The organism is Paenibacillus sp. HJGM_3 (assembly GCF_045062745.1).
Taxonomy (GTDB): Bacteria; Bacillota; Bacilli; order Paenibacillales; family NBRC-103111; genus Paenibacillus_AA.
The window spans coordinates 119941-132361 of the sequence record NZ_JBJGED010000009.1; the positions used below are offsets into that span (position 1 = coordinate 119941).

Below are 12421 nucleotides of genomic sequence, written 5' to 3' on the forward strand. Positions count from 1 at the left end.
ATCAGCCTTTATCCGAAAATAACGGATTCACGTTCCACTATAAGTAAACCCATTAAAAAATCCCTCGTCCGCACGTTTCCGTGCAGGCGAGGGATCTTCCGGTACAGCCTAATTTCTCGTCACAGCGAAATTATCGAAATACACATTGCCCGCCGACCGCTGGTTGAAGATGCGGAAGGCGCTGATCTTCGGGCTCGCGGCCGAGTACGACTCTTGAGCCATCTGAGTGAGCGTGCCGTTCTTCGGTCCTGAGCGGAACGTCACGGTATTCGTGGTGAAATCCAGATCGATCTCCAGCGTATACCACGTGTTCAGCTGAAACCCGGGGATCAGGTTGCGATAGGTGCTCGTCGTGCCCAGCCGGTATTTCAGACCATTCGCGGTATCCGTCTGGATCTCCAGGAAGTTCGAGCCGGTATAGAGCAGGAGCTTATCCCCGTTGAAGTTCGCCTCGCGCATGTAATCAAACTTGAAATGCGCCGTCGGCCCTTCGGCAAGGAAGTCGTAGACGAAGTTCCCCGCTGCTCCGTTAGGCACGCTCAAGCTAAGGTCCGGGCCGCCCGGGACCGCCGCGACCAGCCACGGCGTCGGCCAGGCATCGGGATAGGCCGAATACGGCTGCCCTACCGTGCCGTCGTTGAAATCGACGAACAAGTCCGAGGACGGGCCGCCGACCGTCACTTGCAAGGAGGCCGATAGCGGCGATTCGCCTTCCGCACTGACGGCGCTCACCTTGTAGTAATACGTAGTATCCGACAGGAGGCCTTTGTTCCTGAAGGATGTGCCTGTGATCGGACCGACTTCCAGCTTGCCATACGGCCCGTTCGGGCTGTCCGCCCGGTAGAGCGTGTAGGAAGCCGCTCCGGCGACCGGGCTCCAGCTGAGCGCCACTTCGTTCCGACGGGCGGTCGCGGTCACGCCGGACGGTTCCGCCGGCCCGTTCCAACCCGTGACGTTGTCGAAGTAGACATTGCCGCTCGACCGCTGGATGAAGACGCGGAGGGCGCTGATTTTCGGACTGGCCGCCGTATACGACTCCTGCGCCTGCACAGTCAGAGGCCCGTTCTTCGGCCCCGTTCGGAACGTGACCGTATTCGCGACGAAGTCCAAATCGATCGCCACCGTATACCACTCGTTCAATTGAAAGCCAGGAATGAGATTGCGGTATTCGGTCGTCGTGCCCAGGCGATAGCGTAATCCGTACACAGAGTCGGCGACCGACTCCAGGAAGTTCGTCCCCGTGTAGAACAACAGCTTATCGAGATTGAAGTTCGCCTCGCGCATATAGTCTAAGCGGAGATGCGCGGTCGTGCCCGAATTCGTGAAATCGTATGTGAACGTCCCGATCGCATTCGGCGCGACGCTGAGGCTCTTGTCCTCCGAGCTCGGCGTCGGCGACACAGTCCATGCCGTCGGCCACTCGGCCGGCGCGACATAAGGCTGCCCGTCGGTTCCATCGTTGAAATCGACGGAGATCGGCTGCAGCGGCGTCTTCGTCGATGCGATCGCATGCAGCGACAATGCCGACTCGCCGCCGGCCGTAACTGCGGTGACCTTGTAAGCATACTCGGTCGCGGCGATCAGCCCGTTGTTCGTGAAGGCGGAAGCCGTCAGCGCGGTTGTCGTCAGCTTCGTATATGCGCCGTTCGAGCTGGCCGCGCGATAGACGTGGTAACCGGTCGCGCCCGCTACGGGCGTCCAGTCGAGCCGGATCGAATCCCGGTCCAGCGCCTGCGCCCGTAGTCCGCTAGGCGCTCCGCTCACGGCAACCTTCGGCACCGCAGGTACGACTCCCTCCGGGAAAGTGCCGATCGTGAGCTCGTTCAAATATTTCTCCAAGTTCGTATAACCGTCTCCGGTGAAATCGGTTTTCCCGTCCAGCGGGCTGTTCGGATTCAACCCGTGCTCCCGCTCCCACACGTCCGGCATCCCATCTCCGTCCGTATCTGCAGGCACCTCACCCGTGTGGAGCACGGGCCATTGTAGTGTGACCTTCGTCGCATGCTTTTCATCCAGCAAAGCTTGCTCCTCGGCCGTCACGCTGTTCGCCGTATAAATGACGGTCCCCGTCCCATTGATGACGTCGTTCACGATAGCGCGGTCGACCTCATCCCGTTTGAGGCTGGCCCCGGCGTAGTCCAGCACCTTGCTGTACGCTGCGTCAGGGCTGTCCTGCGGCGAAGGGTTCGGCATCGCATACGGCGTCGAGACGAACAGCTGCGGGTTTTTCTTGATGCCGGCGAAGTTGTTCGGGTGGCTGGCGGCTGACAAGCTGCCGTCCCGGTGCACGCTCTTGTTGCCGGTCAGGGCGATGCTCGACCCGAGCTCCGCCTCGGCCATCCGGTCCTGGTCCTGGGTGCTGAGGCCGGCCTTGTAATAGTTGTTCACCATGTTCCCTTGCTGGTTCTCGCCGTACATACTCTTGTAGCCCCAGTCGTAGATCACGTTGTTGCGCACATCCATCGACTTGCCGGAAAACCGCGGGTTGCGGCTGTCGTTGTGGGCGAGCAGGTTGTAGTAATAGGTGGCGTTGTCGCCGCCCCAGATGCCTCCATAGCCGTGGAAGCCTTTGCCCGCCACGTTCGAGAACACGATCGTCTGGGCGATCGTGCTGTACTGCATCGTGAAGTCGGTGTTCTGATAAAACGAAGCCGACTCGTCGGTCCCCCAGCTCGCCGAGATATGGTCGAACATGAGCTGTTTGCGGAACCGCCCCGTAACGCCGTCCATGTCCACCCCGGCTTCGTCGCCGGTGCGGAATCGGAGGTATCGGGCGATTAGGTTATCGCCCTGGAACACGACGGTATGCTTCTTGAACGTAATCCCATCACCGGGCGCGGATTGACCGGCGATCGTCAGATTGGATGCCGTGACGAACAGCATGGATTGCAGCTCGATCGTCCCCGACACCTGGAACAGAATCGTCCGGTTGCTCTGGCTCACCGCGTCGCGCAACGAACCCGGCCCGGAATCGTTCAGATTCGTAACATAGTAGACGTCCTGACCGCGACCGCCGGTGGCGTACTTCCCGCCCCCTTCCGCTCCGGGAAAGGCGGGAATCGTGCCGGGCACGACTTCAGGCCGCAGCGGCGGCGGATCGAGCGGCGTGCCGACCGCCGGCCCGACCAGGACGGAATACATCTGGCCGAAGCCGATATGGCCCGTCGCATTGTTGCCGCCCAACGCAACGGTGCCGGCCTTGTACGTACGCGAGTAGACGCGATATACGTTCGTCGCCGTGACCGTGCCGTTCGCGTCCTTCACCTGCGCTTCGAGCGTATTCCCCGTGTATGTCCACCCATATTGAGGGGTCAGCCAAAAGTCAGCGGAGAACGGATCGGTAAACGCGTCGTCCGCGTGCATCGCGACGTAGATCGTCGCGTCCGTATCGATCGTGAATGTAAGGAACGGGTTGGTCGGCTCGTTCTTATGCTCCGTTCCGCCGCCGGTCTGGATATAGGACAAGCCGGCATAAGGCCCTACGTTGGTAAAGGTGGTGGCGGGATCGTTGACGTAGACTTGCCGGCCGGTCTGCAGATCGGAATACACGGCATACGTGACCGGAGCGAACCATTCGTTGTTCAACGTGAGGTTGCTGATGCCGATCGCCGACGCACGGGCGGGCATCGCGGGCAACAGCTGCAGCGCCAGCAATATGGCGAGCAGAAGAGCAATCGATTTCTTTTTCATCATGTTCCTCCTCCTATTTTTTGTGCCATCCTGGATCGTATGCATCTCATCCAACCGCGTCGTCTGCCATCCGGCCACCTCCTTTTCCACCGAAGGAGCGTTCTTGTAAACGCTTGCTTTTCGCCCCGTTGGTTTTGATCATACTCCCGCGCGATCGAGCGGTACCAGATCCATCTGCTTCGCCCACCGTACGATTTTTTAGAAAAGCCCTTCTCGTGCCTGGATTCTAAGGAATCGTACCCTCGTTATGAGGTGTACCTTGTACGTCCGAAGGGGCCTTTGTAAGATGTGGGTGAAGCGCTACCATAATCAGCGGAAGGAGAAGAGGCATTGGACGGAAGAAAACGAGGCGCTGTCGGAAGGAGACGTAACCCATGAACAACGCGGCGCCCCTTGTTAGCGATCGGGGGAGAGCACGAAGCAACTGGAGATCGGCGGTCCGAAAAGGGTGGGCGCGCTCGAAGTATCTGCATTTATTGGCGTTGCCGGGGGTCCTGTTCTATCTGATTTTTAATTATGTCCCGATGTATGGCGTCCTGATCGCGTTCCAAGATTTTCAACCCCTCAATGGGGTATGGGGCAGCCCATGGGTCGGCGTCGACCAATTCGTGAAGTTTTTCCAGCATATGTACTTTTGGCGGGTCATCCGCAACACGCTGCTGCTGAGCGTCCTGGAGCTGGTGTTCGTGTTCCCGCTGCAAATCCTGTTCGCCATCCTGCTGAACGAGGTGAGGAACCGCTTCTACAAACGGTTCGTACAGACGGTTAGCTACCTGCCGCACTTCATCTCGCTGCCGGCGATCGTGGGGATGCTGTTCATGTTCCTCTCGCCGCAGGACGGACCCTTGAACATGCTGCTGGTGAAGGTGTTCCATATGGAGCCGATCAACTTCATGGGCGTGTCCGAATGGTTCCGGCCGCTGTATATCCTGTCCGACATCTGGACGCAGCTCGGCTGGGGCGCGATCATCTACTTGGCGGCGCTCACGAACGTGAACCCGGACATGTACGAATCCGCCTCGCTCGACGGCGCGAGCCGGGTGAAGATGATCTGGCACATTACCTTGCCGGCCATCCAACCGACCGTCATGATCATGCTGCTGCTCCAGATCGGCAAGATGATGTCGCTCGGCGCGGACAAGGTGCTGCTCATGCAGTCGCCGGTCACCTACGAGGTGTCGGATGTGATCAGCACATTCGTGTACCGGCGCGGCCTGGAGTTCGGCGAATACAGCTTCGCCACGGCTGTCGGCTTTTTCAACTCGCTTATTAACATTTTCCTGCTGCTGACCGCGAACTGGATCGTCAAGAAGACGACCGACAACAGCTTGTTCTAAACAGCCCACCAAAGTGACGTATTGCTTCGATGCGCATTCCGAGTACTTTGGCGGGGACCCAAAATCTTTAACCCACCAAAGTCTTTGACGAAAGGAGGTGCCCCCATGATCCGAGACCGCTCGCTATCGTCGAAGCTGCTGGACGTCGTCGTGCACGCAGTGATGATTCTGGTGCTGATTGCTACGATATATCCTGTGCTATACGTGCTGTCCGCCTCACTCAGCAGCCCGACGGCTTATAATCTGGGCCAGGTGTCGATCTTCCCGGTAGATGTTACACTGAAGGCATACCGTCTTATCTGGGAAGCGAAAACCGTAGCCCGCTCCTTTCTGAACTCTGTGGTGTATACGATGCTCGGCACGGCGATCAGCATGGTGCTGACGACTTCGCTCGCTTATGCGATCTCCCGCAAGCGCTTGACGCTGCGAGGCTTCTACATGGTGTTCGTGCTGATCACGATGTATTTCAACGGCGGCATGATCGCGAATTTCTTGCTTGTGAAAAACTTGGGCCTGTACAATTCGATCTGGGCGATCGTTCTGCCCACGGCGGTGTCGACGTATTACCTCATCATCATGCGATCCTATTTTCAAGCCATTCCCGAGGAGCTGAATGAATCCGCTTACTTGGACGGGGCTAACGATCTGGTCATCTTCCTCCGCATCACCTTGCCCTTGTCGATGGCCGCGCTGGTCACGATCGGGCTGTTCTACGCGGTGAATTACTGGAACGCTTGGTTCTCCTCGCTGCTCTATCTGAAGGACCAGGACAAGTATCCGCTGCAGATGGTGCTGCGCCAGATCATCATTCGCTCGGAGCTGCTCATGCAGTCGATCCGGGCCGGGGAGGCGTCCGCCAGCGAGATGGCTTCCACGGACGTCACCTCCGTCAAGTACGCGACGCTCTTCGTCTCCATCGGGCCGATGATGATTTTGTATCCGTTTATTCAGAAATATTTTGTCAAAGGCGTCATGATCGGTTCGTTAAAGGGCTGATGCCTTCACATTAGAAATGGGGGAGTCCCAGTGTTCAAAAAACCGTTTGCACTCTTGATGTCCATCGTCCTGCCTGCCACCCTTGTAGTCGGGTGCTCGGACAGCGCCGATCCGGCCTCGCCGTCTCCGTCCTCCACGCCTACAGCCTCAGCCGGCACGAAGACGAGCGGCAAATACGACAAGGAATTGACGATTACGGTGTCCCGGGCCATTCTGGACGCTACGAACGTAAAGGAAGATTTGGAAGCGAAGATGCTGAAGGAGAAGTTCAATCTCGTGTTCAAGGCGGAGGACTACAGCCGCAACGATTGGCCGACCAAGACGACGCTCTTGCTCTCCACGGGAGACGGTCCCGAGTTCATCCCTTACTCCCGCGACCAGTGGAAATCGGTGGAGTGGATGTCTTCCGGCTTCCTCCGCCCTTTCGAGCTGGACGAGATCAAGACGAAGCTGCCTAATTACCTGAAAATCTGGACCGACGAAGAATGGGACACGGTGTACAAGTCGACCCGCTTCTCCGACGGCAAGCTGTACTTCCTGCCTTCCAAGCGGACGATTCCCGTTCAGACGGCGTGGCAGTACCGTAAGGATCTGTTCGACAAATACGGTTTGAAATTCCCGAAGACGCCGGACGAGATGCTCGCCGCGCTCAAGACGATCAAGGACAAGACCGGGCTGATCCCGTTCGTGTCGCCGGGCAACGCCTCGAGTCCGCTGTGGGCGGTCAGCACGTTTTTCCAGATGTTCGGCTTCCCCGATCTCTTGCTGAACTGGAACGCCTACGTCGATCCGGTCACGAAAGAATTCCACGCGTACCCGCTCGCTACCGACGAGAGCCGCGAGATGCTGGTGTTTTTGAACAAAATGTACAAAAACGGCTTGATGATGAAAGATTTCGCCACCGCCACGGCCGACCAGACGAATAAGCTGATCGCCCAGGGCAACAACGTCGTCATGCAGACGATCACCGAGCCTACCTACAACAACGGGCTGCAAAAAGCGGCCGCGCCGGACGTCAACTGGGCCTGGGTCGACAACTACGACCATCCGTCGAACAATCCGCAGAAGACGATCTACAAGAAGGAAGCGTATTATTCGTTCTGGGGACCGGCGATCAAGAAAGGCACGAGTCAAGAGAAGGTCGACCGCCTGTTGGATTACTTGAACTGGGCGGCGTCTGAGGAAGGCCAACTGTGGTATACGTACGGCAAGGAAGGGGTAACGTACGAGAAAAAGGACGGCTTCCCGACCTACCTGCCGACGATGAGCACACCGATCAACGCCCAAGGCGACAAGCTGCCGACCTACGGCATCAACATCGGGCTGATTGGGCTGGGCGGCTTCATGACGCTGCACAAGGCGTTCGACGAAACGTTCAATAAGGCGAAGCTGGACATGAGCAAGGTCATCCCGAGCAAGCCGAACTACTACGGGCCGATCGAGCCGATCTTCCAGTTCAACGAAGCGGACCGCAAGAAGCTCGTCGGGCTGGAGACGAACCTGAACGGCGTTCGGGACGAATATTGGCTGAAATTCATCACCGGGGCGCTCGACCCGACCAACGATTCGGACTGGAAGAAGTTCATGGACGCGGCGAACAAAGCCGGGCTGCCGGAAGTCGTGAAGCTGCGGACCGACGCGTACAACAAAGCGAAGTAAAGCTGCAGCGCGTAGGCGCTACAGCTGCTTGTAGGACGATGGGGATACCCCCATCGTCCTTTTGAACGCCCGGCGGAAGGAGTGCGTGCTGTTGTACCCGGCCTGCGCCGCGATGCTGTCAATGGACAGCGTGTCCTCGGCGATCAGCCGGCACGCGAGCGAGATGCGGAGCTTCTCCAGATATGAGCTGAACGTCTCGCCGGACTGCTCTTTGAAAAACTGGGACAAGTAGGATTCCGACAAATTGAAGTGGGACGCGATCGCATACAGGCTGAGGTTAGCATCCTGAAAATGCTCGTCGATGTACCCCACGATCTTGTCCATAAGCCGCGTATTGCGGCTTTTCTTGTTCCTCTCGATCGACCGGCAGAGCTGGAGGAAGGGCAGGAACACGTCGTGCAAGTCTTGGTCGAGACCGATGAATGCAAGTATCGGCCCATGCTCAGCCGCTTCTTCGGGCAGCTGGCGGCCGAGCTCGTCCTTCAGCTTGCGCTCCGTCGCCTGGAGATCGGCCAGCAAGTGCTGCTTCGTGACGGTGGAGAGCGACCGGACCACGAAGTTCTCGTGATGCAGATGCTGCAGGATATGCTCGAGTTCGGCGGCGTTGCCCGCCTTGACCACGTTCATGAGGCGGATCTCCACCTCCGTCGGGTAATAGTAGCCGGTATGCCGCTTCTTCATGTGCGCGTACCATACCACGGCCGGTTCGTCCCCGCCCACCGCCTGGCTGTCGGTCACGGCCTGCTTCGCTTCCTGGAACGAATAGTGCACGTCGAACAGCTCGTCGTAGATCTCCCCGACGCCGATCATCGGCGCGATGACGTACCGCTCCCGAATTTGCTCACTGATCCGATGGAAGAGCGCTTCAAGGGCGGCGGCGAACGCCGGCTTGTCCGCGAGGTCCGACCGGATGAGGATGGCGAGCTCGTTCTCATGCATTGTATGAAGATAGCCGTTCCCCTGCAGGTGCTCGCGGACGACTCCCTCCATCAGCGCCCGGAGGATGCTCTGCTCCTCCAGGCTCTCGGGGTTGAGCGCTGCATTGTGCTTGTAGATGTGCAGCACGGCGATGGCGAAGCCGCTCCCCCGCAGCTCGAGCCCGACGTGGGCGAGCATGGCCTGCATCTGGGCGCGGTCCTCGAACTCGCCCTTGAACAGCCGCTCGATGAACACGGTCTTCAGCGTGTCCGCCTGCCGCTGCAGCGCCTGCTGCATCGACTGGTTGTTGTCGATCAGCCGCGCGATGCTCTTCTGGAGGTAATCGACCTCGTTCGGCTTGTCCGGAAGCCCTGCCAGCTCCGGTTTGCCGCCTTGGTCGTTGCCCCAGAACGTTCTTAGTACGGAGACGATTTCCTTCCACGGCTTGGAGTGCCGGTACGCCATCCATAGCGAGATCACCGTGCCGACGACGAGCGTGCCGGCGGCGACGGACAGGGCGATCGTCCGGATGTAGTAGACATTGCCCATCACTTGCTCGATCGGCACGGAGGCGACGTAGGTCCAGTTGTTGTTGCCCGACCGGGTATAGACGAAGAGGTGGTCCTCTCCCGCGATTTGCGCATGCATGTAGCCGTGCCGGTCTGTCGCGCTGCGGATCGCCGCCGGGATGGGTACGTTCGCGTCGCCGGTGAGCACGGTCCCTTTATCGTCCAGGATCGAGAATGTATGGCCGTTCTCTCCGTCGATGCCCGCGAGCTTCAGAATGTCCTTGTCTTCGATCGCGAATACGACCACAGCTTGACTCTCCTGATTGGCACCTAACGGCAGCGAAGTCATGTAGGTGATCACCGATGTGTCGACCCCGTTGATGCGGGCTGGGCGGGACGGGAGCACCTCGCGGAGATGCGACTTGTCGAACAGGAGGGCATGCCATTCCTCGTACGACATCCGGTCGTAGTGGAACACGTCGTTATAAAACTCGCGCGTCGAATCGGTCGTCTGGACCTTGGAGAAGACTAGATCGCTGTTCTTCAGCGCGATGAACACCGTGTTAGTGAATGCGCTTCCAGTCAAGGCCAAGGAACGAAAGTCCTTGTAATAGTTCCAGACGTCGAACAGCACCGGCGAGTTGTCGAGCGGCGCCTGCACGTTATAGAGCCCGATCAGCCGGGAATCGAAGGAGAGCTGGATCGAGGCTTCGTCCATGTCGTTCCACTGCTTGTCGAGCATATCGCGGGTTTGCTCCAGCACGGACAGCTTGGCCTCTCGGGATTGCGTCTCCACGATGTTGACCGCTTCGTAGTATGTGAAGCTCGACAGCCCGATCGGGATGATCAGCATGAGCAGGAACGAGACCAGAAAGCGCTTGAAAATGTTGCTTTTATTGGGCTTCCCGGGCAACCGCATCCGAACCACCTCAGTGTTGTAAGTTGCTCCCATGCTAATTTATCGGTGCGGGCTTGTCAAGGGTTTCGCTCGGGCCATCCGCCCCGCCTCCCGGCCAGTAACACGATTTATCGGCCTTTCAGGCGGTGCGGACGGGAATGTGGGCTGGCCGCCTGTGTGCAGGTAGGTGGGCCAGTGGCTGGCGTGGGCTGGTGGGTGGCGCAGGCGGTATCTGCGATGGCTGCATCCGTGCTGGCGGCAACAGAAGCCGGGTCTTGTTAGGCAAAGTTAACTATTAAGCTAACCTGCCTTACAATTATTGGACCGAAATCGTACATTTCGCCGTCCTAGTAAGTTAAACTTAACTATTAAGGAGGGTGACATTCACTATTAACGAAGCTTTGCCTTACAAACCGGCAGAAATGGCACAATGGACGTACAAACTTGTAAGGTTACCCAGCTTAATTGTAAGCTTTGCCTTACAACACGCTTTCCGCAACTTCCCCTACTCATCCAACGTACTCGGCAAACCGTGCAAGTACATCTCCAGGCAATTCGACGCTTGGACAAGCGCCTCCATCGTCGCCGGATGGGGATGCGTATAAATCGTCGGATAGTCGACCTCGTCGTAGTGGCTTCGAATGGGAAATGCCAAACGCTCGGTGTCCGTGGAAAATTGTGCGTCTACACCGTCTTTGTTGCCCCGCGCGTCCAGCCGCACCCATCGGTCGAGCGAGCGGAGGTACACCGCATTAAGCGCATGGATGACGTAGCCCGTGTCCGGCGTGTCGCCCAGCGTCAATCGCTGGTAGCAAAAACCGGCCGGAACGCCTTCCCGCCGCAGCAGCGCGCAAAGCAGATTGGACTTGGCGTAGCAAATCCCTTCCCGCGCCGCCAGTACATCCGAGGCGATCCGGGTGACCCGCGGGCTCTGGATATCCCACGAGTGCGACACTTGATCGCGCACGAATTCAAAGGCCGCTTGGACATAAGCCAGTTCGTCCGGCGCCTGCTTGCGAAGCACATCGGCTATGGCGCCGATCGACGGATGCGAGTAGTTCACATCCTCGCTCTCAAGCAAATAATCCGCATGATTCTCGGATGCAAGCCGCAGATTCACTGCCCATCACTCCCCTCTACTTGTCTCGGTACACTAAAGCCTTCCAGGCAAACCGGGGCAGCAGCAGCTGCCGCCGCCAACGCGAAGGCTGGTTCAGCAGCCGGAACAGCCATTCGATGTTCAGCTTCCGCCAGACCATGGGCGCCCTCGGGACCGTCCCCGCTACCACATCGAGGCTGCCGCCGACACCGATGGCGATCTTGGCGTGCAGGACCCCCTTGTACTTGTGAATCCACCGTTCCGCATAAGGGGCCCCTAGCGCTACTACCAGTACATCCGGCTTTAGAACCCTGATCTCTTCGACGAGCTCACCTTCTTCCTCTTGCTTGAAGAACCCGTGGTGCCGCCCAAGGATCGAGACGTTCGGGTAATCCCGCCGGATCACGTCCGCGGCCAGTGCGCTGGTCGTTTCGTTCGCTCCCAGCAGGTAGAAGGACCAGCCCTTCTCATTGCCCCGCTCGAGCAGCCGGTACAGCATATCGCACCCGGTGACGCGCTCGGGCAGAGGCGTTCCGCGCAGCCGAGACACCATGACGATGCCGATCCCGTCGGCCGTCAGTAAGCCCGCCTCATCGACAATCGTCCGGAGCGATGCATCATGCTGGCAAGCCATCGCAATTTCCGGATTCAGCGTAATGACGTGGCACAGCTCCTGACCGTCCTGTTCGATCATTTGCTCGACCCGTTCGATCGAGCGGTCCATCGTGAGCTTCGGCACCGGAATGCCCAAAATGTTGACATGCGTATCCATTGTGACCCACCCCACCTCTTTATGTATCAGTTCAAATAGTCCAAGATTCGTTCCAGGATCGCGCCGATGTTTTCGACCGTATCCACGATCAACTCCCCTTCTACCGGATCGATGCTCAGATCCCCGTAATGCCGTTTCAGCTCCTCGAAATCGGTAATCAGCTGATTGGGCCGGGGAGCGAGCTTTCGCGCTTCGAATCGCTCGGCCCAGATCCTTTCGTCCGAGCACACGCACAGAATCGACCTCAGCGATATGCCCTGCTCCCTTACCCACTCATCGAACCGCCTCATATCCTCAGCGCGATTGAACGGGAAGTCCAAGATGACTCGGCCGTGGAGCAGCCGGTTCGTTTCCAGCATGTTGTATAAAATGTCGTACGACATTCGATTCCGCAGCTCATGACTATCGTTGTAGCCCGCTACCGCGTCGTAAATGTCGTCCTTGCGAATGATCGGGACATGAAGACAGGCTTGCAGGCCGTTGGAAACCGTCGTTTTGCCCACACCCGGGCGTCCCCTCAGCAGGATAACCTCAGCCATAATC

8 protein-coding genes are annotated in these 12421 nt (G+C 58.4%); 3 read left to right on the forward strand and 5 right to left on the reverse strand.

Annotated elements, in window-relative coordinates; all coding sequences use genetic code 11:
• Window positions 1-108: 108 nt before the first annotated feature.
• Window positions 109-3693 (reverse strand): fibronectin type III domain-containing protein, encoded by a 3585-nt coding sequence (locus tag ACI5FR_RS12525; protein ID WP_405454847.1) that lies wholly within the window; start codon window positions 3691-3693, stop codon window positions 109-111.
• 371 nt (window positions 3694-4064) lie between these two features.
• Between ACI5FR_RS12525 and ACI5FR_RS12530 the strand changes: the two genes are divergently transcribed.
• The 3 genes from ACI5FR_RS12530 to ACI5FR_RS12540 all read left to right on the forward strand — a co-directional run bounded on the left by ACI5FR_RS12530 (window position 4065) and on the right by ACI5FR_RS12540 (window position 7682).
• A complete protein-coding gene (locus ACI5FR_RS12530; protein ID WP_405454848.1) occupies window positions 4065-5027 on the forward strand; it encodes an ABC transporter permease in 963 nt (320 codons plus the stop codon).
• Window positions 5028-5132: 105 nt separating this feature from the next.
• A complete protein-coding gene (locus ACI5FR_RS12535; RefSeq protein ID WP_405454849.1) occupies window positions 5133-6023 on the forward strand; it encodes a carbohydrate ABC transporter permease in 891 nt (296 codons plus the stop codon).
• 30 nt (window positions 6024-6053) lie between these two features.
• Entirely contained in the window at window positions 6054-7682 is a 1629-nt protein-coding gene (locus ACI5FR_RS12540) for an extracellular solute-binding protein (RefSeq protein WP_405454850.1), read from the forward strand.
• Between the two features lie 18 nt (window positions 7683-7700).
• Here the strand turns inward: ACI5FR_RS12540 and ACI5FR_RS12545 are convergent, their stop codons facing one another.
• The 4 genes from ACI5FR_RS12545 to ACI5FR_RS12560 form a co-directional block, all read right to left on the reverse strand.
• The gene (locus tag ACI5FR_RS12545; RefSeq protein ID WP_405454851.1) at window positions 7701-10028 is read right to left on the reverse strand and encodes a helix-turn-helix domain-containing protein; all 2328 of its coding nucleotides are present in this window, start codon (window positions 10026-10028) and stop codon (window positions 7701-7703) included.
• 484 nt (window positions 10029-10512) lie between these two features.
• Window positions 10513-11127 carry a transglutaminase-like domain-containing protein gene (locus tag ACI5FR_RS12550; RefSeq protein WP_405454852.1) on the reverse strand — a complete coding sequence of 205 codons (615 nt, stop codon included), beginning with the start codon at window positions 11125-11127 and terminating at the stop codon, window positions 10513-10515.
• 16 nt (window positions 11128-11143) lie between these two features.
• On the reverse strand, window positions 11144-11878 hold the full coding sequence (locus ACI5FR_RS12555) for a WecB/TagA/CpsF family glycosyltransferase (protein ID WP_405454853.1): 735 nt from the start codon (window positions 11876-11878) through the stop codon (window positions 11144-11146).
• Between the two features lie 26 nt (window positions 11879-11904).
• Window positions 11905-12417: a P-loop nucleotide/nucleoside kinase family protein gene (locus ACI5FR_RS12560; RefSeq protein WP_405454854.1), complete on the reverse strand. Its 513-nt coding sequence runs from the start codon at window positions 12415-12417 to the stop codon at window positions 11905-11907.
• Window positions 12418-12421: the final 4 nt, after the last annotated feature.

Bases quoted from the DNA above. Each gene is read 5' to 3' on its own strand.
- ACI5FR_RS12535 (WP_405454849.1), top strand. From the start codon at position 5,133: ATGATCCGAGACCGCTCGCTATCGTCGAAGCTGCTGGACGTCGTCGTG.
- ACI5FR_RS12530 (WP_405454848.1), top strand. From the start codon at position 4,065: ATGAACAACGCGGCGCCCCTTGTTAGCGATCGGGGGAGAGCACGAAGC.
- ACI5FR_RS12560 (WP_405454854.1), bottom strand. From the start codon at position 12,417: ATGGCTGAGGTTATCCTGCTGAGGGGACGCCCGGGTGTGGGCAAAACG.
- ACI5FR_RS12525 (WP_405454847.1), bottom strand. From the start codon at position 3,693: ATGATGAAAAAGAAATCGATTGCTCTTCTGCTCGCCATATTGCTGGCG.
- ACI5FR_RS12545 (WP_405454851.1), bottom strand. From the start codon at position 10,028: ATGCGGTTGCCCGGGAAGCCCAATAAAAGCAACATTTTCAAGCGCTTT.
- ACI5FR_RS12555 (WP_405454853.1), bottom strand. From the start codon at position 11,878: ATGGATACGCATGTCAACATTTTGGGCATTCCGGTGCCGAAGCTCACG.